This window comes from Rhodococcus sp. Leaf225, assembly GCF_001426145.1.
Taxonomy (GTDB): Bacteria; Actinomycetota; Actinomycetes; order Mycobacteriales; family Mycobacteriaceae; genus Rhodococcoides.
In genome coordinates this window covers 117,678-141,793 of the sequence record NZ_LMRN01000012.1, presented here as the reverse complement: position 1 = coordinate 141,793, position 24,116 = coordinate 117,678, and the positions used below count along the sequence as shown (strand labels likewise).

The following is a 24,116-nucleotide window of genomic DNA, read 5'->3' as shown; positions in this document are numbered from 1 at the left end:
CGACTCGTGGACGGGCCGAAGCTGACCGAGTTCGCGGCGTCGCTTCCGTTCCCGCTCGATCCCTTCCAGATCCGTGCGTGCTCGGCCCTCGAGGACGGGCACGGCGTACTGGTGTGCGCGCCGACCGGAGCCGGCAAGACCGTCGTCGGCGAGTTCGCCGTCCACCTCGCACTCACCAGCGGCGCGAAGTGTTTCTACACCACCCCCATCAAGGCACTGAGCAACCAGAAGTACGCCGAGCTCGTCGCGCGCTACGGCAAGGGCTACGTCGGCCTGCTGACCGGTGACCAGAGCATCAACTCGGACGCACCGATCGTCATCATGACCACCGAGGTGCTCCGCAACATGCTGTACGCGGAATCGCCTGCGCTGCGCGGACTCTCGCACGTGGTGATGGACGAGGTGCACTACCTCGCAGACCGGTTCCGCGGCGCCGTGTGGGAGGAGGTCATCCTGCACCTGTCCGAGGACGTCCGGCTCGTCAGCCTGTCGGCGACGGTGAGCAACGCCGAGGAGTTCGGCGCCTGGATGGAGACGGTGCGGGGCAACACCACCGTCGTCGTCGACGAGACCCGCCCGGTTCCGCTGTGGCAGCACATCCTCGTCGGTCGCCGCCTGTTCGACCTCTTCGACGTCGAGGCGAACAACGGTGCTCCGGGCGGCGTGGTCGTGGACAAGAACCTCGTCCGGTACGTCAAGGAACGAGTGCAGGCCGAGCGCATGGGCGCCTGGGAGGCCCCACGCGGCCGTGGCCCGCGGTCGGGTCGGTCCGGTGGCCGCCCCGGCCGGCCGGAATCTCGTCCGATCCCGCGGCCCGACGTCATCAAGCTCCTCGACGAGGAGGGGTTGCTTCCCGCCATCACGTTCATCTTCAGCCGCGCCGGGTGCGACGGCGCCGTCGATCAGTGTCTTCGATCGGGACTGCGGCTGACCTCCGAGGAGCAGGCGCGCGAGATCACCGAGGTCGTCGAACGCCACACCGCCGAGATCCCGCGCAGCGACCTCGAGGTGCTCGGCTACTGGGAGTGGCGCGACGCCCTCGAGCGGGGCATCGCCGCGCATCACGCAGGGATGCTGCCGGTGTTCCGGCACACCGTCGAGGAACTGTTCGTCCGCGGTCTGGTCCGCGCGGTCTTCGCGACGGAGACCCTCGCCCTCGGCATCAACATGCCGGCGCGGACGGTGGTGCTCGAGCGCCTCGTGAAGTTCAACGGTGAGGCGCACGCCAACCTGTCGGCGGGGGAGTACACGCAACTCACCGGCCGCGCCGGTCGTCGCGGTATCGACGTCGAGGGTCATGCGGTGGTGCTGTGGCAGTCGGGTGTCGAGCCGACCGAGGTGGCCGGGTTGGCCTCCACCCGTACGTTCCCTCTGCGGAGTTCGTTCCGCCCGTCGTACAACATGGCGGTGAACCTGGTCGACCGGATGGGTGTCGACGCGTCCCGGATGCTGCTCGAGCGGTCGTTCGCGCAGTACCAGGCCGATGCGTCCGTCGTCGGGTTGGTGCGCGGTATCGAGAAGAACGCCGTGGCTCGGCGCGAGTTGCTCGGCAAGTTGGGCGGCGAGGACTCGCCCTACGTCGAGTACACCGCCCTGCGCGCGCGCCTCAAGGAGCGCGAACGCGAGCTCGAGCGTCAGGGCCGCACGGATCGTCGCAACGATGCCGTCACGTCGCTGGTGTCGCTGCGGCGCGGCGACGTCATCTCCATCCCGTCCGGTCGACGCTCGGGACTGGCTGTCGTCCTGGAGACCGACGCGAACTCGGTGGACCCGCGGCCGCTGGTGCTCACCGAGGACAAGTGGGCGGGGCGCGTGTCGTCGGCGGACTTCCCCACACCGGTGTCGGCTCTCGGCCACATGCGCCTTCCCCGCCACGTCGATCACCGCACGGCGCAGACCCGTCGTGATCTGGCGTCCGCGCTCCGGGGAACGGGGATCAGCGCGCCGGGACGCGGTCGGCGTCGGCAGTCGTCGGCAGGCGACGATCGCGAGCTCGGAGTGCTGCGCCGCGCCGTCCGCTCGCATCCGTGCCACACCTGGCCGGATCGTGAGCACCTCGCCCGGCTGGCCGAGAAGTACAGCCGGCTCGAACGTGACACCGATGCGATGAAGCAGAAGGTCGCCGCGACCACCAACTCGTTGGCCCGTACCTTCGATCGCATCCTGGCGCTGCTCACCGAGCGCGGCTATCTGGCCGCCGGTCCTGACGGCGAGGTCGCGGTCACCGACCGTGGAGCCAAGCTCGGACGTCTGTACTCGGAATCGGACCTGCTGGTCGCGGAGTGCCTCGCCGAGGGAATCTGGCGCGGCCTCGGGCCGGCCGAGCTCGCCGCCGTGGTCTCGACCGTCGTGTACGAGTCGCGCCAGGAGGGTGAGAGCGCGGAGCAGGGTCCGACCGGGAACATCCGACACGCGTTGACCCGCACCGTCGCCGCGTGGCACGAGCTCCGCGCGGACGAGATCCGACTGAAGCTGCCTCCGACGCGGGAACCCGACACCGGGTTCGCGGTGGCCGTCTACAAGTGGGCTCGCAAGGAGTCGCTCGAGGACGTGCTGTTCGCCGCGGGTCAGCACGGCCGCGCCCTGTCCGGCGGGGACTTCGTACGGTGGTGCCGCCAGGTCATCGATCTGCTCGACCAGATCCGCTCGGCGTCCCCCGACGACGAGGTCACCGCGACCGCCACGAAGGCGATCTCGGCGATACGGCGCGGAGTCGTCGCCGTCGATGCCGCATGATGGTCTCCACAGTCACAGCAGTCACCACAGGCACCCACCGGAGGCGATGATGAGCGGCCCGTACAACCCCGACGACCGTTCCTCGGCCGGTGAGGACACGCCCACCAGCCAGTACCCGAGCGGACAGCAGCCGGGCTACGACCAGCAGGCCTACGGTCAACAGCCCTACGGTCAGCAGCCCTATGGTCAACAGCCCTATGGTCAGCAGCCGGGCTACGACCAGCAGGCCTACGGTCAGCAACCCCAGTACGGGCAGCAGCCTTACGGCCAGCAGCCCCAGTACGGCCAACAGCCTTACGGCCAGCAGCCCCAGTACGGCCAGCAGCCTTACGGCCAACAGCCCTACGGCCAGCAGCCCCAGTACGGCCAGCAGCCCTACGGACAGCCGGGTTACCCGCAGGGCAACCAGCAGTGGAACGCCGCGCCGGCGCAGAAGCAGTCGAAGGTGCCGTTCATCGTGGGCGGCGTCGTCATCGCCGCGATCGTCGTGGCGGGTGGGATCTATGCGGCCACGTCGCTGGGCGGCGACACCCTGGACAACTCCGCGGTGCAAAGCGGGGTGGCCAAGATCGTGACGGAGTCCTACGGCGCGATCGACGTCTCCGCGGTGTCCTGCCCGTCGGGCCAGAAGGTGGAGGCGAACACGACCTTCTCCTGCGACCTGACGGTGGACGGTGAGGCGCGCTCGGTGACGGTGACCGTCAAGGACGACCAGGGCACCTACGAGGTCGGCCGGCCCCAGTAGCTCACCGCGCCATCGCGGTGAGAAGGCGGCCGACGGAGTTCTGCACGCCGAGTTCCTCGGCGAGCGCCGCGAGGCGTTCCGGATCGACGGGCTCGTGCGGCAGCACGTCGGGGCGCGACCAGATGATGTCCGCATCGGTCACCACCCGTACCACCGGGAGTGCAGCGTCGATGTAGTCGCGGGAGCTCTGGATCTTCGCGCGCACCCCGGCCGACATCTCGGGGTCGCCCGAGTCGGCGGCGGCGAGCAACGCCTCGAGGGAGCCGAACTTCTGCATGAGGGACGCCGCGGTCTTCTCCCCGACGCCCTTCACCCCGGGCAGTCCGTCGGACGAATCACCGCGCAGCAGTGCGAGTTCCGCGTAGCCCGGCCCGGGTCGGTCCGCGGGCACCCCGTACTTCTCGGCCACTTCTGCCGGGCCGAACAGCTCGGCTTTCGCCAGTCCGCGTCCCGCGTAGAGCACACGCACCGGAACCGGATCGTCGGAGACGACCTGCAACAGGTCGCGGTCTCCGCTGACCACCACCACGGTGCCGTCGCGCTCGGTGGCGGCGAGGGTTCCCAACACGTCGTCCGCCTCGAGACCCTCCGCTCCGGCCGTCGCGATGCCCGCGGCCTCGAGGATCTCCAGGATCAGGTTCACCTGCGGACCCAGTGCGTCGGGTGCCTCCTCCGCGTCCGGGCCCGCAGCGGACTCGGTGAGCACCCGATGCGCCTTGTAGGACGGCACCAGATCGACCCGGAAGGTGGGACGCCAGTCGAGGTCGAGGCAGACGGCCAGTCGGGACGCACCCGTCCGCGTGATGAGGGACGCGACCATGTCGGTGAAACCACGCACCGCGTTCACCGGCCGACCGTCGGGCGCCGTGATCGATTCGGGCAACGCGTGGAAGGCCCGGAACCACAGGCTCGCCGCATCGAGGAGAAGTACCGTGTCTCTGCTCTCGGCCGTCATGCGCCACATCCTGCCGCATGTAGGCGGCACCGGAGTCGATAGCCTGGCGTCATGACGTCTCGGTTTCCCTCCTCCGTGTATCGCACCCGCCTCGACCGAGCGGCGGCTCTCGCCGCCGAGGCCGGTCTCGACGCGCTGTTGATCACGCCCGGACCCGACCTGCGCTATCTGCTCGGCTCGCGCGCCGGGTCGTTCGAGCGTCTGACCTGCCTCGTCGTCCCGGCGGACGGCACGGCCGCGTCGGTGGTGGTGCCTCGCATCGAATTGGCGGCGTTGAAGGACTCGGCCGCGGCCGACCTGGGAATCGAGCTGCGGGACTGGGTCGACGGCGTGAATCCGCATCAGGCAGTCGCGGCGCTGCTTCCCGGCCCGGCCCGGACCGCTGTCACCGACGCCATGCCCGCCCTGCATCTCGTTCCGCTGACCGAGGCGCTCGGCGCGATGCCCGTCCTGGCGACGGCGGTCCTGCGCGAGCTCCGGATGACCAAGGACGACGCGGAGATCGGCGCGTTGCGCACGGCGGGCGCCGCCATCGACCGCGTCCACGCGCGCATGGGCGAGTTCCTCGCGGCCGGGCGCACCGAGGCTCAGGTCGCTGCCGACATCTCGGCCGCGATTCTCGAGGAGGGGCACACGGAGGCGGCGTTCGTCATCGTCGGCTCGGGCCCGCACGGCGCCGACCCGCACCACGAGGTGTCCGAGCGCGTCATCGAGGAGGGCGACGTCGTCGTCATCGACATCGGTGGCCCCGTCGAGCCGGGCTACAACTCGGACTCCACCCGGACCTACAGCATCGGTGAGCCGTCGGACTCGGTCGCTGCGACCGTGGCGGTCCTCGAGCGCGCGCAGCAGGCAGCTGTCGATGCAGTACGTCCCGGAGTCACCGCGGAGGCGATCGACGCCGCCGCACGCGACATCCTGGTCGACGCCGGCTACGGCGACGTCTTCGTGCACCGCACCGGGCACGGCATCGGCCTCTCGGTGCACGAGGAGCCGTACATCGTGGCGGGCAACGACATTCCGCTCGAGGTGGGGATGGCGTTCAGCATCGAGCCGGGGGTGTACTTCACCGGCGAGTGGGGCGCCCGCATCGAGGACATCGTCATCGTGACTCCGGAGGGGTGCGAGTCGGTCAACACGCGGCCGCACGGCCTGACCGTGCTTCCGGTGCGATGAGCCTCGACCTCCTCGCCACACTGCGACGCGAGGGCGACCGCCTCGCGTCGATGCCTGTCGATGCGCTGACGGCGCCGGTACCCACCGTGCCGGGATGGACGCTCGAGCACGTGGTCCGACACACGGGCAAGGTCCACCGGTGGGCGAACGCGGTGATCCTGGCGGGCCCGGGTGCGGACACGGGCGCGGTGGCGAAGCAGCAGGTCGAATCGTTACCCAAGGGCCCGGACAGTCTCCCCGCGTACCGATCGTCGCTGGAGGCGATGGTCGCCACGTTCGAGTCGACGGATCCCGAGGCGGTCGTGGAGACGTTCGTCGGCGCGCGCACGGCCGCGTGGTGGCTCCGACGGCAGGCACACGAGGTCGCCGTGCATCGCATCGACGCCGCCGACGCCGTGCGCGCCGCCGGGGGAGTGGCGCCCGAGGCGCTCGATCCCGACGCCGCCGCGGACGCCGTGGCCGAGCTGACGGAGGTGCAGTATCCGCACCGACTGCTCCTCGACCGTCTGACGCCCGAGTCGATCGGGCGCACCGTGCACGTGCACGGAACGGACGTGGACGACCTGGAGTGGACGTTCACGCTCGGGGCCGACGTCCTCGCCAGTGCGCGCGGGCACGGGAAAGCCGATGTGGCACTGCGGGGTACGGCAGAGCACCTGCTGCTGGTGCTCTGCCGTCGTCGACCACTCGACGTGCTCACCGTCTTCGGTGACACTTCGGTCGCGGAGTCACTGCTCGACGCGTCCCGCTTCTGACGTCACTCGAGGAAGTCGAGCAGCGCCGTGTTGACCTCCTGGTAGTGGGTCCACAGGAGACCGTGGGGCGCGCCCTCCACCTCGATGTAGGTGGCCTCGGGGAAGGCGTCGTGGAACGGGCGACCCGTCGAATCGATCGGCAGGATGTTGTCCGCGGTGCCGTGCAGGATCAGCGTGGGCTTGCCCGACTCCCGGACGGTTTGTACGTCCGCGCGGAAGTCGGTGAGCCACGTCGGAACCACCGCGTACGCGGCGATCGGCGCACTCGCCGCCGCGACATTCCAGCTGTTGCGGACGGCGGCCTCGCTGATGCGCGTGCCGAGCGTGTCGTCCAGGTTGTAGAAGTCCTTGTAGAACGCGTCGAACCAGGCGAAGCGGTCTCCGCGTGCGGCGGCTTCGATGCTGTCGAACACCGACTGCGGCACACCCGTCGGGTTGTCGTCGGTCTGCAGGAGGAACGGCTCGAGCGACGCGAGGAAGGCGAATTTCGCCACACGGTCGGTCCCGTATCGCGAGGCATACCGCGCCAGTTCACCGGTACCCATGGAGAATCCGACGAGAATCACGTCGCGCAGATCCAGCGCTTCGAGCACCTCGTTCAGGTCCGAGGCGAAGGTGTCGTAGTCGTACCCGGACGTGGGCTTGCTCGACTGTCCGAAGCCTCGACGGTCGTACGTCACGACGCGGTGGCCGGCGTCGAGCAGAGCCGCGGTCTGGCGCTCCCACGAGTGTCCGTCGAGCGGATATCCGTGAATGAGGACGACGGGCTGTCCACTGCCGTGATCCTCGTAGTAGACGTCGACCGGGGTGCTGTTCTCGTGTCCGACAGTGATGTGTCCCATGGCGTGCGCGACCTTTCGACGGGAATGTCTCTCGTGGAGAACGAGCGTTCTCGCTCGTGTCGGCTACAGTAGAGAACGTTGGTTCTCGCCGCAAGTGCTCATGACGACAGGAGGGTTCGTGGAGACCGATCATCGCGCCAGGATCCTCTCGGCGGCAGACACGCTGTTCTATGCCAAGGGGGTGCAGGCCGTCGGTATGGACGAACTGCGCACCGAGGCGGGCGTTCCGCTCAAACGGCTCTACGCGGAGTTCCCGTCCAAGTCCGCGATCGTCACCGCGGTGCTCGACGGCCGGACGACGATGTGGAACAGCCGGATCGACGAGGCCGAGAGCGCACACGAGTCACCGCGGGACAAGCTGTTGTCGATCTTCGACTTCCTGCACGACTGGTTCCTCGAGGACGACTTCCGCGGGTGCGCGTTCATCAACTCGTTCGGGGAACTCGGCGCCACGATGCCCGCGGTGTCCGATGCCGCGCGCGCCCACAAGCTGACGTTCATCGACCATGTCACGACGCTGGCCGTCGCGGCCGGGGCGTCGCCCACCGTGGGACTGCAGATCGCGCTGTTGGCGGAGGGTGCTCAGACCACCGCGGCCATCACGCGGTCGAGCGAGACCGCGCGGGCGGCCAGGGAGGCCGCCGCCCGATTGCTCAGTCCCGCAACGACTGGGAGCCCATCACCCGGGTGACGGTGATCTCGATGACCACGCGCTCCGGGTTCTCCCGCGGCGTCCGGTAGCGCTGGGCGTAACGGTTCTCCGCATCACGCACGGCGTCGGGTTCGCGCAGGATGCGCGCCGGCCCCTCGAGGGTCAGCCATCGCGCCCCGTCGACCTGAGTCACGGCGCCGTAGCCGCCGCGCTCGGCGTTGCGCACCTTCTGCGATCCGTCCCGCGTGATCACTCGCGCCAGACCTGCCTCCGGATCCCACGTGAATCCCACCGCCACCACGTGCGGTGTGCCGTCCTGACGCTTCGTGGCCAGCGTTGCCAGATGACGCTCGGTGAGGAAGGTTCCGGCGTCGGCGTTCAGCGAGGAGGGGGTGGCGGGCATGACCGCCACGATAATCGAGGACACTGGACGCCGTGACCCACCCACCGGCCGGCCGTGACCTGACCACACCCGACCAGTCGAGCACCGGCATCCTGCTGCTCCTCGGTGGTCGCAGCGACATCGGTCTCGAGATCGCGGAGCGCCTCGCGCGCGGCCGCCACGTCGTCCTCGCCGCCCGTCGGTCCGACGATCTGGTCGCCGAGTCGGATCGAGTGCGCGCGGCCGGCGCGAGTCGGGTGACGACGCTCGAGTTCGACGCAGACGACCTGGCGTCGCACGACGGTCTCGTGACGTCGGTTCTGGCTCACGGGCCGATCGACACGGCGGTCCTGGCCTTCGGCATCCTCGGCGATCAGACGCGCGCCGAGACGGATGCGGCGCACGCGGTGGCCGTCGTCCACACGGACTACGTGGCGCAGGTCAGCATGCTGACACATCTCTCGACGGCGCTGCGCGAGCAGGGATCCGGCCGGCTCGTCGTCTTCTCTTCCGTCGCCGGCGCTCGGGTCCGCAAGGCGAACTACGTCTACGGGTCGGCGAAGGCCGGACTGGACGGATTCGCGTCCGGTCTCGCCGACGCGCTGCACGGGACCGGTGTGCGGTTGCTGCTGATCCGACCGGGTTTCGTCATCGGCCGGATGACCGAGGGGATGTTTCCCGCACCGATGTCGAGCACACCCGGCCAGGTGGCCGACGCGGTGGTCCGCGCGTTGAGCTCGCGGACCGACGTCGTGTGGGTGCCCGGCCGTCTGCGCCTACTCGTCGCCCTGATGCGCGTCCTCCCACGTCCGATCTGGCGCCGGATGCCGCGATGATCGACGTCGTGGGCGTGGGCGCCGACGGGTGGGCCGGGCTGTCGCCGACCTCCCGTGACGCCGTCGAATCCGCGGACGTCCTGTTCGGCTCCGAGCGTCAACTCGACGCGGTACCGGGCACCGCGGCTCGGCGAATCGCGTGGCCCACCCCGATGCTGCCTGCACTGACCGGTCTCCTGGACGAGCATGCCGGTACGCGGCGATGCGTGCTCGCGAGCGGTGACCCGATGTTCCACGGGATCGGCGTGACGTTGACGCGGCTCCTCGGTGCCGATGCGGTGCGCGTCCTTCCGCACCCGTCGTCGGCGTCGCTCGCGTGCGCCCGTCTCGGCTGGGCGCTCCACGACGTCGAGGTGGTGTCCCTGGTGAACAGGCCGATCGAGACCGTACTGCCCGCCTTGACACACCGACGCCGCGTCCTCGTGCTCGCCGAGAACGAGAGCACCGCAGCCGAACTCGCGACTCTGCTGCTGAGCCGTGACCTCGGCTCCAGTGCCATGTCAGTGCTCGAGCAACTCGGGGGACCGCGCGAGCGGGTGCGTGCGCTGCCCGTCACCGACTGGGTGCACGCGCGCGACGTCGACTCACTGAACGTCGTCGCGCTCGAGGTGCGGGGCCACACCGTCTCGCGCGCACCCGGACTCGACGACGCGCTCTACGTCGGCGACGGTCAGCTGACCAAACGCGAGGTCAGGGCGCTGACTCTCAGCGCCCTCGCGCCCTCACCGGGTGAACGTCTGTGGGACGTCGGCGGCGGGTCGGGAAGCATCGCGATCGAATGGATGCGCACGCATCCGGCATGTTCCGCGATCGCGTTCGAGCGCGTCGAGTCCAGATCCGCCACTATCCGGACCAATGCTGTCGCCCTGGGCGTTCCGTCGCTCGTCGTCCGCGGCGCGGCACCCGATTCCTTGTCCGGTGCGCCCGAACCCGACGCCGTGTTCGTCGGGGGCGGCGCGACCCAACCCGGAGTCATGGACGCCTGCTGGGACGCCCTGCCCGAGGGTGGGCGGCTGGTGGCCAATGCCGTCACCGCCGAGTCGGAATCGCTTCTCCTGCAGTGGTATCAGCGGCACGGTGGTCTGCTGCGACGACTGCAGGTGCATCGCGGCGAACCGCTCGGCGGATTCACCGGGTGGCGTCCGCAGATGCCGGTGACGCAGTGGAGCGTCGTGAAGAAGGAGACAGCGTGACCGTCAGATTCGTCGGCGCGGGACCCGGTGCGGCCGATCTCGTGACCGTCCGCGCAGCCCGCATCATCGCGTCGAGCCCGGTCTGCCTGTACGCCGGGTCGTTGGTGCCACGCGAACTGCTCGACACGTGCCCGGCAGACGCCCGCGTCGTGAACACCGCTCGCATGACGCTCGACGCGATCGTCGACGAACTCGTCACCGCCTCGCGTGACGGCCTCGATGTCGCCCGCGTGCACTCCGGCGATCCGTCGCTGTACAGCGCCGTCGCCGAGCAGTCGCGACGACTCGACGCGGCGGGTGTGGACTACGAGATCGTGCCGGGCGTTCCGGCGTTCGCCGCAGCTGCGGCCGCGCTGGGTCGCGAACTCACCGTGCCCGGGATCTCGCAGAGCGTGGTGCTGACGCGGGTGTCGACGTTGTCGACGGCCATGCCCGACGGCGAGGATCTGCCCACGTTGGCACGGAGCGGGGCGACACTGGTCATTCATCTCGGTGCGCGCCAGATCCACAGCATCACCGAGCAACTCGTGCCGCACTACGGATCCGACTGTCCCGCAGCGGTGGTGGCCTTCGCCAGCCGCGCGGACGAGGTCATTGTGCGGGGCACCCTGGCCGATCTCGCGGACGCGACGGTGGCGGCGGGCATCGTCAAGACGGCGGTCGTGGTCGTGGGCCGCGTCTTGTCGGCCGAGGGCTTCCCGGACAGCTTCCTGTACTCGGCGGCCCGGCGACGGCTCGATCACTGACCGTCCGGGGCCGGTAAGGTCGCCCCAATGCATGTTCTGGTTCTCGGTGGCACGTCCGAAGCACGTCAGCTCGCGATCAAGCTGGACGGACTGCACGGCACCACCGTGACCTCCTCGCTCGCCGGCCGAGTGGCCGATCCCGTGCTCCCGGTGGGGGAGGTGCGGATCGGCGGCTTCGGTGGGGTGGACGGTCTGCGCGAGTGGATCACGGAGCACGAGGTGACGCACGTCGTCGACGCCACGCATCCCTACGCCGCGACGATGACGGCGCACGCGGTCGAGGTCTGCACGGCGGCCGACGTGCCGCTGGTGCTGGTGCGTCGCGCGCCGTGGAGTCCGCTGGCCGAGGACGACTGGATCACGGTGCCGTCGATGGAGGCGGCAGCGCAGGCACTCGCCGACCGACCCGCTCTCGCCCGCGTCCTGCTCACCATCGGCCGACAGGGCGTGCACCACTTCGCGTCCCTGGACGACCGGCACTTCATCGTGCGGTGCATCGATCCGCCCGAGGGTGAGGTCCCCGCGCACTCGAGCATTCTGGAGTCACGCGGGCCGTTCGACCTCGAGGGCGAGCGCGAGCTGTTGGACGAGCACCGCATCGACGTGGTGGTGAGCAAGAACAGCGGCGGCAAGCTCACGTCGGCCAAGCTTCAGGCCGCCCGCGAGCGCGGCATCCCCGTCGTCATGGTGGAACGGCCGCCCGTTCAGGACGACGTGCCCGTGGTGCCGACTGCCGACAAGTGCGTGACCTGGTTACTGAAGCGACGCACTCCCCGCGCCGCTCCCGACGCGGGCGATGGGATCGACGGTGTCGTAACGCCGTGACGTGAACACCCGCGGGCCGTCCGCGGTGTGATCGACCGTCGTGGTGGACGCTCCGACGATGAGCAGACAGCGCATGTCGATCGTGGCCGGGTCGAGATCCCCGAGCCGGACGACGGTCACCGATTCCTCGGGTCCCGAGACGTCGCGGCCCACGACGACGGGAGTGTCCGGGCCACGGTGCTCGAGCACGAGCGTCTTCAGCGCCTCCACCTGCCAGGTCCGCGAGCGCGAGGCCGGGTTGTAGACGGCGAACGCCATGTCGGCCGCCGCGATCGCGCGGATGCGGCGCTCGACCACGTCCCACGGCTTGAGGCGATCGGACAGGGACAGAACGGCATAGTCGTGGCCCAGGGGAGCGCCGACGCGGCTCGCGACCGCGTTGGCGGCCGTGACCCCGGGGCAGACGCGCACGGGAACGTGGCGCCATCGGTCCTGCGCCGCCACCTCGAGAACCGCTGCGGCCATGGCGAACACGCCGGGATCGCCGGAGGACACGACGACGACCCGACCGCCGCGAGACGCGAGATCGAGTGCCATCTCGGCCCGTTCCGATTCGACTCGGTTGTCACTCGCGTGTCGACGCTGGCCGGCTCGAACGGGCACCCGGTCGATGTAGGTGGTGTAGCCCACGAGATCGGTGGCGCGGAGCAGCTCGCCGCGCACCTCCGGCGTGGTCCACTCGGCGGAGCCCGGCCCCAATCCGACGACCACCACCTCGCCCGACGCAGCGGGTTCGCTGACCACGTAGGACGGGCTCGAGACCACGGCGATGGAGAAGTACGGAACGTCCGTCGCATCGTCGGCGGCGAGAACGCGTTCGCCGGTGGTGCTCGCGCGCTCGACGTAGCGGGCGCGGTCGATCATGCCGCTGTCGCGCAAGGCTTCGCGCACAGCGGGATACGTGCGGCCCAGCTTGAGGATCGCGGCGGAGTCGGTGTCCTCGAGTCGCCGCGTGAGTTCAGCGCGGGGCAGGGTCCCCGGCAGGATGGTCAGGACCTCGTCACCCTCGACTAGCGGTTCCCCGACCGCCGCGGACGCCGCACTGACCGACGTGACGCCGGGGATCACCTCGGTGTCGAAGCGGTGCGCGAGACGAACGTGCATGTGCTGATACGAGCTGTAGAACATCGGGTCGCCGGCGGCGAGCAGCGCGACCGAGCGCCCGGCCTCGAGGTGCGCCGCTAGACGTTCGGACGCTTCGACGTAGAAGTCCGCGAGCGCGCCGTCGTACCCGCCGGGATGGTCGGTGCCCTCGGTGGTCACCGGGTAGACCAGGTGTTCCTCGATCTGCCCCTCTCGCAGGTACGGCTCCGCGGTGCGGCGCGAGATGCTCTTGCCGTGCCGGGCGCTGTGGAAGGCGACGACGTCGGCGGCGGTGATGACCCGCGCGGCTTTGACCGTCACCAGCTCCGGATCACCCGGGCCGATACCGACACCCCAGAGCTTGCCGCTCATTCGCGTTCCGTCGCAATGGCATTGACGGCGGCTGCGGCGATGGCGCTGCCACCGCGGCGGCCGAGGACGAGCAGGTGGTCGAGGCCGAGACCGGAGGCGACGAGATCGTCCTTCGACTCCGCGGCGCCGATGAAGCCCACGGGCCCACCCAGGATCGCGGACGGGCGCGGAGCGCCCTGCTGGATCAACTCCATGAGCCGGAACAGTGCGGTGGGTGCGTTGCCGATCGCGACGACGGCGCCGTCGAGGTGGTCGACCCACAGATCTACCGCTGCGGCCGTTCTGGTGGTGCCGCGCTCGCGCGCCATCTCCGGGACGTCCGGTGCGTTGAGGGTGCAGATCACCTCGTTGTCGGCTGGAAGCCGTCGACGGGTGATGCCGGACGCGACCATCGTCGCGTCGCACAGCACCGGGGCCCCGGCGCGGAGTGCCGCGCGACCCTTGGCCACGACGTCGGGTGTGGACGCGATCGACTGTGCGAGATTCACCTCGCCGCAGGCATGGATCATGCGCACGACGACCTGGGCCACATCGTCGGAGAAGGCCGACAGATCGGCTTCTTCGCGAATGGTCGCGAAGGAGCGCCGGTAGATCTCGTCGCCGTCGCGAATGTAGTCGTGCATGGCTCCACGATAGGGAGCGATGACGCGCCGCGGTCGGCCAGGGTCCGGCGCCGCGGCACGGGGGAGAGGCACCACGGATCGACACCGAATCGTGACGCTCGGTCTGTTCCGGTCGCGCTGCATCGTCCGTAACGTTGCCGAGACGAACGACCGCGGGGTCGTCGACGAGAACGGAGCCGAACCATGTTTCCGAGCGATCTGTTCGACCTCGCCGGCCACTGGCTGGTCGACAACTACGCCTTCCCGGGCCAACAGATACTGGCTATCGGTGCCACGCTGTACTACCTGATCGTGACCGCACCGGGCTCCTGATCGGATGCAGGCGGCTCAGGAGCGCTGGTAACCGCTCTCGGTCGCGACCACGTCGGTGACCTCACCGCGGGGTCGGCCACATCGGCGCTCACACCCGACCCAGTGCTCCCGGCCGTCGCCCACCTCGCCGTTCTCCACGGCGGCGTCGAGATCGGCGCGCACGTCGGAGTGCGACTTCGCGCAGCCGGGAGAGCCGACGCACGAGCTGGCCCGCACCCACGGTGACTCCGCGTCGAAGATCAGGCCCATCGGGGCCAACACACGCACGACCTGCTCGGCGACGCCCTCGTCGAGATCGAGGAGCACGATGCCGCGCCACGGCGTGACGTGGATCGGCTTCTCGACCGCCGCGAGGAAGAGGGCGGTGCGGGCCGGCAGCACGCCGTGGGCGAGTGCGGCACCGAGCGCGACGGTGGCGTCGTCCTGCACGAACCATCCGATCGGCGGCTCCACCGACGTCTCGACGGCGACCCGAGGGTGGTCGCCGACAGCGTGATCGACGTGACCGAGCACAGCCTCCACGCCGTTCGGCATCTCCGCGATGCGCCAGTGCCCCTGCCGCTCGCGGCGGAACCCGCGTGCCGCGTCGAGCATCACCGCGACCGCGTCGGCCCGCGGGACCCGGACGCCGCTGTCGGCGCCCCCGAGGATGAGGGCGAAGGAGTCCTCGTCGACGGCGTGGACGCCGATGTCGGCGCCGAAACCCGTCACATCGCCGCGGCCGTCGTCGACCGAGAAGAGCACCCGACCCGGCAGGTCGGCCAGCTCAGGATCACCCGTGAGCGAGGTGTCCAGCGAGGACACCAGGTCGCGGACGTCGGCCGTTCCGCCGAGACGACCCGAGAGTGGCGACGCCAGGATGTTGCGGACCCGCTCGTGGGTCTCCGACGGCAGAAGTCCCGCGGCCGCGAGTCGGTCGGCCAGGTCGTCGGGATCGCGTACCGCGCGGAGCTGGACGTTCCCCCGGGAGGTGAGCACCAACTCACCGTCGGACAAGTCTGTCGATGCCGCCGCGAGCACACCCATCTGCTCGGCGCTGAGCGCGCCGCCGGGCAGACGCACCCGAGCCAGCAAGCCGTCCTTCGCCTCGTGCAGTTGGAGCGCCCCGGGGCAGGCGTCCCGTCTGCTCCTGTCCCCGGCATCACTCATGCAGTCCAGGCTACGACGTACGATCATCGCGAAGCACCCCGGAAGCCGGTGAGACTCCGGCGCGGTCGCGCCACTGTGACTCCAGCGTCTCCGGAGAAGTCAGACCTGGGGTGCACACCGACGCCGACGGGGCGCGAAAACCCCAGGGAAGGCTCCACCACCGTGATCTTGCTGCTCTCGACATCCGACACCGACCTGCTGAGCGCACGTGCCTCCGGCGCCGAGTACCGCTGGGCCAACCCGTCCCGCATCCTCGTCGACGCCGATCTGCCGACGCTCATGGACGGTGTCGACCTGGTGGTCGTGCGCATTCTCGGCGGGCGCCGGATGTGGGAGAGCGGTATCGACGCGGTGCTCCGCGGCCCCGTTCCGGTGGTCATGCTGGGCGGCGAGCAGGCTCCTGATGCCGAGTTGATGGAACTGTCGACGGTTCCCGCGAATGTCGCTGCGCAGGCGCACCAGTACCTGGCCGAGGGTGGCGCGGACAACCTCGAGCAGCTCGCCTATTTCCTGTCCGACACGGTGCTGCTGACGGGCCACGGGTTCGCCCCGCCCGCCCATCTCCCCACCTGGGGTGTGCTGCGCACCCGTGCGCCTTTTGCGCATCCAGAGGTACGCGAAAGGCGCACGGGGGCAGAGCCCACGATCGCCGTCCTGTACTACCGAGCCCAGCACCTCGCGGGCAACGTCGACTACATCCATGCCCTGTGCGACGCCATCGAGGCGAAGGGCGCTCGCGCGCTCCCGATCTACTGTGCGTCGCTGCGCAGCGCGGAACCCGAACTGCTCGAGGCGTTGCGCGAAGCCGACTCCATGGTGGTCACCGTGCTCGCGGCCGGCGGAACCCGTCCCGCCAACGTGGGCGCCGGTGGCGACGACGAGGCCTGGGACGTCGCCGAGCTCGCCGCGCTCGACGTGCCGATCCTGCAGGGCCTGTGCCTCACCAGCTCCCGCGCGATGTGGGACGCGAACGACGACGGCATGTCCCCGCTGGACGTCGCGACCCAGGTCGCGGTGCCCGAGTTCGACGGTCGCATCATCACGGTGCCGTTCTCGTTCAAGGAGATCGACGCCGACGGCCTCAGCACGTACGTACCCGACCACGAGCGCTGTGCGCGTGTCGCCGGCATCGCGGTCCGGCATGCTCGACTGCGCCGAATTCCCGCAGCCGACAAGCGCGTTGCGCTGATGCTGTCCGCGTACCCGACCAAGCACGCCCGCATCGGCAACGCCGTCGGACTCGACACCCCGGCGTCGGCGATCGGTCTGCTGACGCGGATGCGCGAGTTGGGCTACGACATCGGACCCGTCGACGGTGACGACGCGGTGCCCGGCCTCGCCGCGCAGGACGGCGACGCCCTCATCCACGCGCTCATCGCCGCCGGTGGGCAGGACGCCGACTGGCTCACCGCCGAGCAACTCGAGGGCAACCCCATCCGTATCTCGGCCGCGCGCTACCGACGCTGGTTCGACACGCTGCCGGAGGACCTGCGATCCGGCGTCGTCGAACACTGGGGCGAGGCACCGGGCGAGCTGTACGTCGACCGTTCGGCGGATCCGGAGGGCGAGATCGTCATCGCCGCACTGCGTTTCTCCAACGTCGTCCTCATGGTGCAGCCGCCTCGCGGGTTCGGCGAGAACCCCGTGGCGATCTACCACGATCCGGATCTTCCCCCCAGCCACCACTACCTCGCCGCTTACCGCTGGCTCGCGGCCCCGGAGGAGGACGGCGGTTTCGCCGCGGACGCCGTCGTGCACCTCGGCAAGCACGGCAACCTCGAGTGGTTGCCCGGCAAGACTCTCGGCATGTCCGCCTCGTGCGGCACCGACGCCGCGTTGGGCGATCTGCCACTGATCTACCCGTTCCTGGTCAACGACCCGGGCGAGGGGACACAGGCCAAGCGCCGCGCGCACGCGACTCTCGTCGACCACCTCATCCCGCCGATGGCCCGCGCCGAGAGCTACGGCGACATCACCCGCCTCGAGCAGTTGCTCGACGAGCACTCCAACATCTCGACTCTGGACCCGGCGAAGCTGCCGGCAATCCGTCAGCAGATCTGGACGCTCATGACCGCGGCCCAGATGCACAAGGACCTCGGCCTGGAGGAACGCCCCGACGAAGAGGTGTTCGACGACATGCTGCTGCACGTCGACGGCTGGCTGTGCGAGATCAAGGACGTGCAGATCCGCGACGGGCTCCACGTCCTCGGGCAGGCTCCGCGCGGTGAGGCGGAGGTCGACCTCGTGCTTGCCATGCTGCGGGCCCGTCAGATGTGGGGCGGGGAGCGCACCGTTCCGGGTCTGCGAGAAGCGTTGGGTCTCAGCGAGGACGGCGACGAGGCCCGTGCGTCGGTCGATGCCGTCGAGGAGCAGGCACGTGGTCTCGTTGCGGCACTGCACCGCGCCGACTGGTCGGTGGACGCCGTCGACGGCATCACCGCGGGACTGCCCGACACCGTCGCCGAGATCCTCCGCTTCGCGGCCACCGAGGTGGTTCCCCGTCTGCGCGGAACCGACCAGGAGATCGACCGTGTACTGCATGCGCTGAACGGCGGATTCATCCCGGCCGGTCCCAGCGGATCGCCGCTGCGTGGACTCATCAATGTGCTGCCGACCGGCCGCAACTTCTACTCGGTCGACCCCAAGGCGGTGCCGTCGCGGCTCGCGTGGGAGACCGGCCAGGCGATGGCCGAGTCGCTCGTGGCACGCTACCTGCAGGATCACGGCGAGTACCCGCGCTCTGTCGGGTTGTCGGTGTGGGGGACCAGCGCCATGCGTACCTCGGGTGACGACGTGGCCGAGGTGTTCGCACTGCTCGGCGTGCTGCCCGTGTGGGACGAGGCGTCGCGCCGCGTCACGCACCTCGAACCGATCGCTCTGGACGAGCTGAAACGGCCGCGTATCGACGTGACGGTCCGCATCTCCGGCTTCTTCCGCGACGCATTCCCGCACGTGCTCGCGATGATGGACGACGCCGTCCGCATGGTCGCGGGCCTGGACGAGACCGACGAGCAGAACTATGTGCGTGCGCACGCACAGGCCGATCTCGCGGAGCACGGCGACGACCGCCGAGCCACCACCCGCATCTTCGGATCCAAGCCCGGCACGTACGGCGCCGGACTGCTGCAGTTGATCGACAGCAAGAGCTGGCGCAGTGACGAGGATCTGGCGCAGGTCTACACGACGTGGGGCGGCTTCGCGTACGGCCGCGGACTGAACGGCGTCCCGGCAGCGGACGACATGCGTTCGTCCTACCGGCGCATCGCGGTGGCGGCGAAGAACACCGACACCCGCGAGCACGACATCGCCGACTCCGACGACTACTTCCAGTACCACGGCGGCATGGTGGCGACCGTGCGTGCGCTCACCGGAACGTCTCCCGAGGCGTACATCGGCGACAGCACCCGCCCGGAATCGGTGCGCACCCGCACGCTGCACGAGGAGACGTCCCGCGTGTTCCGTGCGCGCGTCGTCAACCCGCGCTGGATGGACGCGATGCGGCGGCACGGGTACAAGGGCGCATTCGAGATGGCCGCGACGGTCGACTACTTGTTCGGGTACGACGCCACCACGGGAGTCGTGCAGGACTGGATGTACGAGAAGCTCACGCAGGAGTACGTCCTCGACGAGACCAATCGGAAGTTCATGTCGACGTCCAATCCCTGGGCGCTGCACGGAATCTCCGAGCGACTGCTCGAGGCCGTGGAACGCGGCATGTGGGCGGAACCGGACCCGACAGTGCTCGCGGACCTCCGTGCGGCCTACCTCGAGAGCGAAGGCGAGCTCGAGGGCGACTGACCGGCCTATCCTGTCTCGTATGAGCAACCCGTTCGGTGACGTCGGCACCGCGAAGTACGTCCTCCTGACCACGTTCACCAAGGACGGCACCCCCAAGCCGACACCCATCTGGGCGGCCCTCGACGGGGATCGGCTCCTCATGTGGACTCAGCGGGAGTCGTGGAAGGTCAAGCGGATCCGCAACACTCCCCGCGTCACGTTGGCCACCTGCGATCGCAGTGGAAAGAACGTGGGCCCGGCCATGGACGCTGTCGCCGAGGTGCTGGACGACGCAGGCACCGCGCGTACCCGCGACGTGGTGATCGAGAAGTACGGCATCACCGGCCGCATCGTGGTGACGATGAGCTCGCTCTTCAAGGGCAAGAGCAGCACCGTCGGTCTGGCGCTCCGCGTCGTTTGATGGCTGTTCTAGTAGACCTCACCGAACGCCTGCCGGATCAGGCGCTCCCGCTGACACTCCATGTTCCCGGAGGAGTTGCGAGGCGCCGCACGGCCAGGTTCGAACATACGTTCTAGTTTCTGTCGGTGGAGTGAGTTAATGTTTGGTCAGGTCGTCGGGGGGCGGCCTGATCGGGGCATCACCGGGGGGTGAATTCGTGTACGACGCAACAGTTTCCATCGATGTGTTGGTGTCGGCGAAGGTCGACGCCCAGGCCTCGTTCGCCCGCACCGTCGCCGCGTCGTGCTCCTACATCCACTCCGAGTCCCGACGCCCCGCCGTGCTCGCGACCGGTGGGGTATTCGACGCCGACGCCGCCGAAGCATGCGCGGTCGCGGAGGTCGCGTCGGCGCTGTCGGTGTCCACCAGCACTGTCACGGAGTGGCTGTTTTTGATTCGCACCGCCCGTCCTGCGGTGCAGGAAGCGTTCGATGCGGGCCGGTTGGCGTACGCGGCGTCCGCACGGTCTGCCGATCCCTGGCCGGGTTCCATCATGCGACCGAAGCATTACTGCAGCGGGTCATTGCTGTCGCAGCCCGGTGCACGCCGGGTGCGGTCGCGTCGGCGATCGACCGGATCCTCGCCGACTTCGACGCCGACTGGCACCGCATCATCCGTGAACGGGCAGCATTGGAGCGGTCGGCGACGGTGCGCAAGCTCCCGCGCGATCAGGCCGAGATGAAGATCCGTGGTCCGGCCGACAAAGTCGCCGCACTGTGGCGGAACATCGCCGCTGCCGCCGCACGCGGGGTCACCGATCCGACGTCGTTGCCGGCTCGGTTGTTCGACGCCGCGCACGCGCTCTTGACCGGGGCCGTTTCGGGTACGCCGGCCCGTGCCGTGATCGTCCTCGATGCTGCCACCGCAGCAGGGTTGGCGGGGGAACCCGGCCACCTCGTCGGCTGGGGACCGGTCCCAGCCGATGTGGCCCGCACGATCGCCGGGGATGCGACGTGGCAGGCGATGATCACCGCGGCGAAGGTCGCGGAACCGCGGGCGGCGTGCAGCTGCCGATGCCCGGAGCACGACCCGCCGACCGACTCCGAACCACCGGGCTCGCCGGTTCCCGCCGCCGGGCGGGAAGTCCGCCGAACTCGCCGCATGCCGGCAGGCTGGACACCGACCACGGGTAAACTGGGCGGCACGTAAAACCGAAAACTCCGGGAGCAGGTCGAGTACCTCCGCACGCTCCCACCATCAGCACTCGACCGTGCCGTCGCCGACCCCGACGGACATGAGGGATTCGGCGTGCCCCCGGCCGGGGCGTTGACCTACCGCCCGTCCGAGGCGATCGCCGCTTTGGTGACAGCCCTATATCCGACATGCATCCATCCGGGGTGTGCTGTGCCCAGCGAGGACTGCGATCTCGACCATGTCGTCCCGTTCGACCACACCGACCCGGAGAGTGGCGGCTGGACCGTCACCGGCAACCTCACGCCGCTGTGCCGCCGGCACCACGGCCTGAAGACTCGGCGGCAGTGGCACCACCGCATGGTCCGGGACGGGATCGTCCATGTCCGCGACTCGCACGGCACCGACTACTTCACCGCACCCGGCGAGTGAGGCCCCTCCTACTGGGCCGCGCTCACGGACGACATGTGGAAGTCGGGGATCCGCATCGGGGGCATCGCTGCGCGGGTGAACCAGTCCGACCACTCACGCGGCAGGGTGGGAACGGTCGTACCCGCCTCTGTCGCGCGGCGCAGGATGTCGAGCGGGCTCTCGTTGAACCGGAAGTTGTTCACGGCAGCAGTCACTCGGCCGTCCTCCACCAGGTAGACGCCGTCCCGCGTCAACCCGGTGAGGAGCATGGTCGTCGGGTCCACCTCGCGGATGTACCAGAGGGTCGTCAACAAGAGTCCGCGTTCGGTGCGCGCGACGAGGTCGTCGACGGAACCGCCGGCGCCGCCCACCATGACGAGGTTGTCGCCGGGCACAGTGGGTGTGGTCCCGAATTCTGCTGCGGCGGAACGCGGGTAGGCAAGGGAGGTGATTGCACCGTCGCGGATCCAGTCGGTGCGGCCGGCGTCCATTCCGTTGTCGAACACCGACACCGCGTCGCTCGAGGATCCGGTGACCACGAACGGGGCGTACTCGAGGCCGTTCTCGGACGGGTCGGAGTACAGCGTGAGACCGAGGTGTCCGAGCACCTCACCGATGCGGGTGCCGCCGCCCGGAGCGGACAGGGCGGTGCGGCCCTCCTGCGCGCCCCGGCCGTCCATCGACCACAGCAGATCGATCATCAGATCGGCGACCGCGGACGGTGGGAGGATCGTCTCGTAGCGTCCCGCGGGAAGGTCGACGGTCCGGGCGGACCAGTCGAGCCGGCGCGTCAGTTCGGCCAGGGACGCATCCAGATCGATGTCGCGGAAGTCTCGGGTACCGGTGCCCACCCAGGCACTGGCACCGCCCGAGAGACCACCCCTCTTACCGTTGATCTCGAGCGACCCGACAGGTTCGACGACGCGCCGCCGCACCCCGGTGGACGTGCCCAGCCACACGGTACGGACCGTGTGATGCGCGAAGCCGTACAACGCATCGGCTCCGTCGAATCCCCGCGCCAGGCCGGGTACCACGGAGTCGAACACGTCGATCCCCGTGCGGAGCGGGACGTCGCCCCATCCGGAGTCCGGCGTCGGGGCGCCCTCGACGAGGGGCATCGCATCGGTGGCGGGCTGAGCCGCACGAGCGGCGTCCTCGGCGGCTGCCACGACGCCGGCGACATCATCCGGATCCATGCTCGTGGACGAGACCGTTCCCACCCGCGCCGCCGTGCCGTCCCGCACGATCGAGACGACGGTCCAGGACCTCGAGTCACCCACGCCGTTGGTGGTCATCGAGTTCCCGGCCCACCGCAGGGATGCCTCCGAGATGTCGGCGACGATCACGACGGTGTCCGAGACGGTGGCGTACGACAGCGCACGCTCCACCAGATCGTGGCCGCCGAGGGGAGTGCTGACGCTCACTGACCCGCCTCCGTTCGTGTATTGAGGACGTTGACCGAACGGAAGAGAGCAGCGGGGCAGCCGTGCGACACTGCCGCCACCTGACCGGGCTGCGCCTTGCCGCAGTTGAAAGCGCCGCCCAGACGCCACGTGGACGGTCCGCCCACCGCCTCCATCGAGCCCCAGAAATCGGTGGTCGTCGCCTGGTACGCCAGGTCCCGGACCTGGCCCGCGAGAGCCCCGTTCTCGATGCGGAAGAAGCGCTGGCCGGTGAATTGGAAGTTGTAGCGCTGCATGTCGATCGACCACGACTTGTCGCCCACCACGTAGACGCCGTGCTCGACGTCGGCGATGAGATCGTCCACGCTGCGATCGACGTGCGGGTCCGGTTGCAGCGAGACGTTGGCCATTCGCTGGATCGGGACGTGGTGGGGCGAGTCCGCGTACGAGCACCCGTTCGACCGCTCGAGCCCGAGGCGGGGGGCGAACACCCTGTCGAGCTGGTAGCCGACGAGAAACCCGTCGCGCACCAGATCCCACGACTGCGAGGCCACGCCGTCGTCGTCCCACCCGATGCTGGACAACCCGTGGCGTTCGGTGCGGTCGGCGGTCACGTGCATCGACTCACTGCCGTAGCGCAGCGTGCCGAGCTGGTCGGGCGTCGCGAAGGACGTTCCGGCGTAGGCGGCCTCGTAGCCGATGGCTCGGTCGTATTCCGTGGCGTGGCCGATGGACTCGTGGATGGTGAGCCACAGGTTGGTCGGGTCGATCACCAGATCGGTGAGACCCGGCTCCACGCCGGGGGCCTTCGTCTTCTCGGCGAGCCAGTCGGGGATGCGCGAGAGTTCGTCGTCCCAGTCCCACAGTCCGTCGGCGCCGGTCCCGTCGGAGGTCAGGTACTCCCAGCCGCGTCCCGTCGGGGGAGCGAGGGTGCGCATCGAATCGAAGCCACCCGACGCGGAATCGACGGACACGGCGTCGATCTGCGGGTGGAGTCGCACCCGTTGCTGCGTGATGCGCGACCCGGCGAGGTCGGCGTAGAACGACTGCTCCTTGACCTGCAGCACGGAGGCACTCACGTGGTCGACGCCGTCCGAGGCCAGCAGACGGCCGGAGTACTCGCCCAGCAGATCGACCTTGTCGGTGGTGGGGACGTCGAAGGGATCGATCTCGTAGTCCGACACCCACGACACGTTCTCGTACACCGGCTCGGAGGCGAGCACGACGGGATCCCGGTTCAGGTCGCGCAACGCCTGCGCGACGAGCACGGCGCGCGAGGTGACGGAGACGGCCTCGTCCACCGACAGCACCGCGCCGGACGCGAAGCCCCAGGTGCCGTCGACGATCACCCGGACCGCGAGGCCGAGCGTCGTCGCCTCGACACTCGACTGCACCTCGCCGTCGCGGAGAGCGAGCGACTGCGTCCGCAAGCGATGCACCCGCAGATCCGCATGCGTGGCACCGGACGCACGTGCCGCTGTCAGCGCCGCGTCCGCGAGCGCGTGCAGTGGCAGGGCGACGAAATCGCTGTCGACGTCTCTCACATCGGTGA

Annotated in this window: 22 protein-coding genes; 14 read left to right on the top strand and 8 right to left on the bottom strand. The window is 69.5% G+C overall.

The window, feature by feature from the left end; all coding sequences use genetic code 11:
- Positions 1 to 6: 6 nt before the first annotated feature.
- Both ASG69_RS10365 and ASG69_RS10360 read left to right on the top strand, forming a co-directional pair.
- Positions 7 to 2,736 carry a DEAD/DEAH box helicase gene (locus tag ASG69_RS10365; RefSeq protein WP_056445154.1) on the top strand — a complete coding sequence of 910 codons (2,730 nt, stop codon included), beginning with the start codon at positions 7 to 9 and terminating at the stop codon, positions 2,734 to 2,736.
- Positions 2,737 to 2,785: 49 nt separating this feature from the next.
- On the top strand, positions 2,786 to 3,481 hold the full coding sequence (locus ASG69_RS10360; RefSeq protein WP_056445151.1) for a DUF4333 domain-containing protein: 696 nt from the start codon (positions 2,786 to 2,788) through the stop codon (positions 3,479 to 3,481).
- A 1-nt stretch (position 3,482) separates the two neighbouring features.
- Here ASG69_RS10360 and ASG69_RS10355 read toward each other — a convergent pair whose 3' ends face one another.
- Positions 3,483 to 4,445 carry a 5'-3' exonuclease gene (locus ASG69_RS10355; RefSeq protein WP_027505368.1) on the bottom strand — a complete coding sequence of 321 codons (963 nt, stop codon included), beginning with the start codon at positions 4,443 to 4,445 and terminating at the stop codon, positions 3,483 to 3,485.
- A 42-nt stretch (positions 4,446 to 4,487) separates the two neighbouring features.
- Between ASG69_RS10355 and ASG69_RS10350 the strand changes: the two genes are divergently transcribed.
- Together ASG69_RS10350 and ASG69_RS10345 are read left to right on the top strand one after the other, a co-directional pair.
- Positions 4,488 to 5,612 (top strand): M24 family metallopeptidase, encoded by a 1,125-nt coding sequence (locus tag ASG69_RS10350; RefSeq protein WP_056444568.1) that lies wholly within the window; start codon positions 4,488 to 4,490, stop codon positions 5,610 to 5,612.
- Positions 5,609 to 6,367, top strand: coding sequence for a maleylpyruvate isomerase family mycothiol-dependent enzyme (locus ASG69_RS10345; RefSeq protein ID WP_056444564.1), 759 nt, complete (start codon positions 5,609 to 5,611; stop codon positions 6,365 to 6,367). The genes ASG69_RS10350 and ASG69_RS10345 overlap by 4 nt, the downstream gene beginning before the upstream one ends.
- 2 nt (positions 6,368 to 6,369) lie before the next feature.
- On the opposite strand, the gene ASG69_RS10340 is transcribed toward ASG69_RS10345, so the two are convergent.
- Positions 6,370 to 7,209 (bottom strand): alpha/beta fold hydrolase, encoded by an 840-nt coding sequence (locus tag ASG69_RS10340; protein WP_056444562.1) that lies wholly within the window; start codon positions 7,207 to 7,209, stop codon positions 6,370 to 6,372.
- A gap of 118 nt (positions 7,210 to 7,327) precedes the next feature.
- On the opposite strand from ASG69_RS10340, the gene ASG69_RS10335 reads away from it, so the two are divergent.
- Positions 7,328 to 7,900, top strand: coding sequence for a TetR/AcrR family transcriptional regulator (locus tag ASG69_RS10335; protein WP_321163706.1), 573 nt, complete (start codon positions 7,328 to 7,330; stop codon positions 7,898 to 7,900).
- Here ASG69_RS10335 and ASG69_RS10330 read toward each other — a convergent pair.
- Positions 7,863 to 8,264: a PPOX class F420-dependent oxidoreductase gene (locus ASG69_RS10330; protein ID WP_056444561.1), complete on the bottom strand. Its 402-nt coding sequence runs from the start codon at positions 8,262 to 8,264 to the stop codon at positions 7,863 to 7,865. The two genes, ASG69_RS10335 and ASG69_RS10330, sit on opposite strands and share 38 nt — an antisense overlap.
- A gap of 32 nt (positions 8,265 to 8,296) precedes the next feature.
- Between ASG69_RS10330 and ASG69_RS10325 the strand changes: the two genes are divergently transcribed.
- From ASG69_RS10325 to ASG69_RS10310, 4 genes are read left to right on the top strand one after another with little or no spacing between them, the layout of a single operon-like run.
- Positions 8,297 to 9,079: an SDR family NAD(P)-dependent oxidoreductase gene (locus ASG69_RS10325; RefSeq protein ID WP_235578915.1), complete on the top strand. Its 783-nt coding sequence runs from the start codon at positions 8,297 to 8,299 to the stop codon at positions 9,077 to 9,079.
- Positions 9,076 to 10,272 (top strand): bifunctional cobalt-precorrin-7 (C(5))-methyltransferase/cobalt-precorrin-6B (C(15))-methyltransferase, encoded by a 1,197-nt coding sequence (locus ASG69_RS10320; protein ID WP_056444558.1) that lies wholly within the window; start codon positions 9,076 to 9,078, stop codon positions 10,270 to 10,272. The genes ASG69_RS10325 and ASG69_RS10320 overlap by 4 nt, the downstream gene beginning before the upstream one ends.
- The gene (cobM, locus tag ASG69_RS10315; protein ID WP_027505376.1) at positions 10,269 to 11,018 is read left to right on the top strand and encodes a precorrin-4 C(11)-methyltransferase; all 750 of its coding nucleotides are present in this window, start codon (positions 10,269 to 10,271) and stop codon (positions 11,016 to 11,018) included. Before ASG69_RS10320 ends, cobM begins: the two co-directional genes overlap by 4 nt.
- 27 nt (positions 11,019 to 11,045) lie before the next feature.
- The gene (locus ASG69_RS10310) at positions 11,046 to 11,843 is read left to right on the top strand and encodes a cobalt-precorrin-6A reductase (protein ID WP_056444555.1); all 798 of its coding nucleotides are present in this window, start codon (positions 11,046 to 11,048) and stop codon (positions 11,841 to 11,843) included.
- Here the strand turns inward: ASG69_RS10310 and cobJ are convergent.
- Positions 11,772 to 13,298 carry a precorrin-3B C(17)-methyltransferase gene (gene cobJ / locus ASG69_RS10305; protein ID WP_056444552.1) on the bottom strand — a complete coding sequence of 509 codons (1,527 nt, stop codon included), beginning with the start codon at positions 13,296 to 13,298 and terminating at the stop codon, positions 11,772 to 11,774. The genes ASG69_RS10310 and cobJ overlap by 72 nt on opposite strands.
- Positions 13,295 to 13,921, bottom strand: coding sequence for a precorrin-8X methylmutase (locus tag ASG69_RS10300; protein WP_056444549.1), 627 nt, complete (start codon positions 13,919 to 13,921; stop codon positions 13,295 to 13,297). Before ASG69_RS10300 ends, cobJ begins: the two co-directional genes overlap by 4 nt.
- Before the next feature lie 183 nt (positions 13,922 to 14,104).
- Here ASG69_RS10300 and ASG69_RS23250 point away from each other — a divergent pair, with 183 nt between their 5' ends.
- On the top strand, positions 14,105 to 14,233 hold the full coding sequence (locus ASG69_RS23250) for a hypothetical protein (RefSeq protein WP_261775611.1): 129 nt from the start codon (positions 14,105 to 14,107) through the stop codon (positions 14,231 to 14,233).
- Between the two features lie 15 nt (positions 14,234 to 14,248).
- On the opposite strand, the gene cobG is transcribed toward ASG69_RS23250, so the two are convergent.
- On the bottom strand, positions 14,249 to 15,382 hold the full coding sequence (gene cobG / locus ASG69_RS10295) for a precorrin-3B synthase (protein WP_056444546.1): 1,134 nt from the start codon (positions 15,380 to 15,382) through the stop codon (positions 14,249 to 14,251).
- Positions 15,383 to 15,544: 162 nt separating this feature from the next.
- Here cobG and cobN point away from each other — a divergent pair, with 162 nt between their 5' ends.
- The 4 genes from cobN (at position 15,545) to ASG69_RS23315 (ending at position 21,182) form a co-directional block, all read left to right on the top strand.
- Complete coding sequence (gene cobN / locus ASG69_RS10290; RefSeq protein WP_056444543.1) at positions 15,545 to 19,180, top strand: cobaltochelatase subunit CobN; 3,636 nt, start codon at positions 15,545 to 15,547, stop codon at positions 19,178 to 19,180.
- Between the two features lie 19 nt (positions 19,181 to 19,199).
- On the top strand, positions 19,200 to 19,580 hold the full coding sequence (locus ASG69_RS10285; RefSeq protein WP_056444540.1) for a PPOX class F420-dependent oxidoreductase: 381 nt from the start codon (positions 19,200 to 19,202) through the stop codon (positions 19,578 to 19,580).
- A gap of 420 nt (positions 19,581 to 20,000) precedes the next feature.
- Positions 20,001 to 20,768, top strand: coding sequence for a DUF222 domain-containing protein (locus ASG69_RS10275; RefSeq protein ID WP_156380491.1), 768 nt, complete (start codon positions 20,001 to 20,003; stop codon positions 20,766 to 20,768).
- A gap of 195 nt (positions 20,769 to 20,963) precedes the next feature.
- The gene (locus ASG69_RS23315) at positions 20,964 to 21,182 is read left to right on the top strand and encodes an HNH endonuclease signature motif containing protein (RefSeq protein ID WP_056444531.1); all 219 of its coding nucleotides are present in this window, start codon (positions 20,964 to 20,966) and stop codon (positions 21,180 to 21,182) included.
- An 8-nt stretch (positions 21,183 to 21,190) separates the two neighbouring features.
- Here ASG69_RS23315 and ASG69_RS10265 read toward each other — a convergent pair whose 3' ends face one another.
- Complete coding sequence (locus ASG69_RS10265; protein WP_056444528.1) at positions 21,191 to 22,585, bottom strand: metallopeptidase TldD-related protein; 1,395 nt, start codon at positions 22,583 to 22,585, stop codon at positions 21,191 to 21,193.
- Positions 22,582 to 24,108 carry a TldD/PmbA family protein gene (locus ASG69_RS10260; RefSeq protein ID WP_056444525.1) on the bottom strand — a complete coding sequence of 509 codons (1,527 nt, stop codon included), beginning with the start codon at positions 24,106 to 24,108 and terminating at the stop codon, positions 22,582 to 22,584. Before ASG69_RS10260 ends, ASG69_RS10265 begins: the two co-directional genes overlap by 4 nt.
- Between the last annotated feature and the right edge of the window lie 8 nt (positions 24,109 to 24,116).

What these genes read in the sequence shown, in the direction of transcription:
- ASG69_RS10360 (WP_056445151.1), top strand. Translation starts at nt 2,786, where the DNA reads ATGAGCGGCCCGTACAACCCCGACGACCGTTCCTCGGCCGGTGAGGAC.
- ASG69_RS10355 (WP_027505368.1), bottom strand. Translation starts at nt 4,445, where the DNA reads ATGTGGCGCATGACGGCCGAGAGCAGAGACACGGTACTTCTCCTCGAT.
- ASG69_RS10350 (WP_056444568.1), top strand. Translation starts at nt 4,488, where the DNA reads ATGACGTCTCGGTTTCCCTCCTCCGTGTATCGCACCCGCCTCGACCGA.
- ASG69_RS10345 (WP_056444564.1), top strand. Translation starts at nt 5,609, where the DNA reads ATGAGCCTCGACCTCCTCGCCACACTGCGACGCGAGGGCGACCGCCTC.
- ASG69_RS10340 (WP_056444562.1), bottom strand. Translation starts at nt 7,209, where the DNA reads ATGGGACACATCACTGTCGGACACGAGAACAGCACCCCGGTCGACGTC.
- ASG69_RS10330 (WP_056444561.1), bottom strand. Translation starts at nt 8,264, where the DNA reads ATGCCCGCCACCCCCTCCTCGCTGAACGCCGACGCCGGAACCTTCCTC.
- ASG69_RS10320 (WP_056444558.1), top strand. Translation starts at nt 9,076, where the DNA reads ATGATCGACGTCGTGGGCGTGGGCGCCGACGGGTGGGCCGGGCTGTCG.
- ASG69_RS10310 (WP_056444555.1), top strand. Translation starts at nt 11,046, where the DNA reads ATGCATGTTCTGGTTCTCGGTGGCACGTCCGAAGCACGTCAGCTCGCG.
- cobJ (WP_056444552.1), bottom strand. Translation starts at nt 13,298, where the DNA reads ATGAGCGGCAAGCTCTGGGGTGTCGGTATCGGCCCGGGTGATCCGGAG.
- ASG69_RS10300 (WP_056444549.1), bottom strand. Translation starts at nt 13,921, where the DNA reads ATGCACGACTACATTCGCGACGGCGACGAGATCTACCGGCGCTCCTTC.
- ASG69_RS23250 (WP_261775611.1), top strand. Translation starts at nt 14,105, where the DNA reads ATGTTTCCGAGCGATCTGTTCGACCTCGCCGGCCACTGGCTGGTCGAC.
- cobG (WP_056444546.1), bottom strand. Translation starts at nt 15,382, where the DNA reads ATGAGTGATGCCGGGGACAGGAGCAGACGGGACGCCTGCCCCGGGGCG.
- ASG69_RS10285 (WP_056444540.1), top strand. Translation starts at nt 19,200, where the DNA reads ATGAGCAACCCGTTCGGTGACGTCGGCACCGCGAAGTACGTCCTCCTG.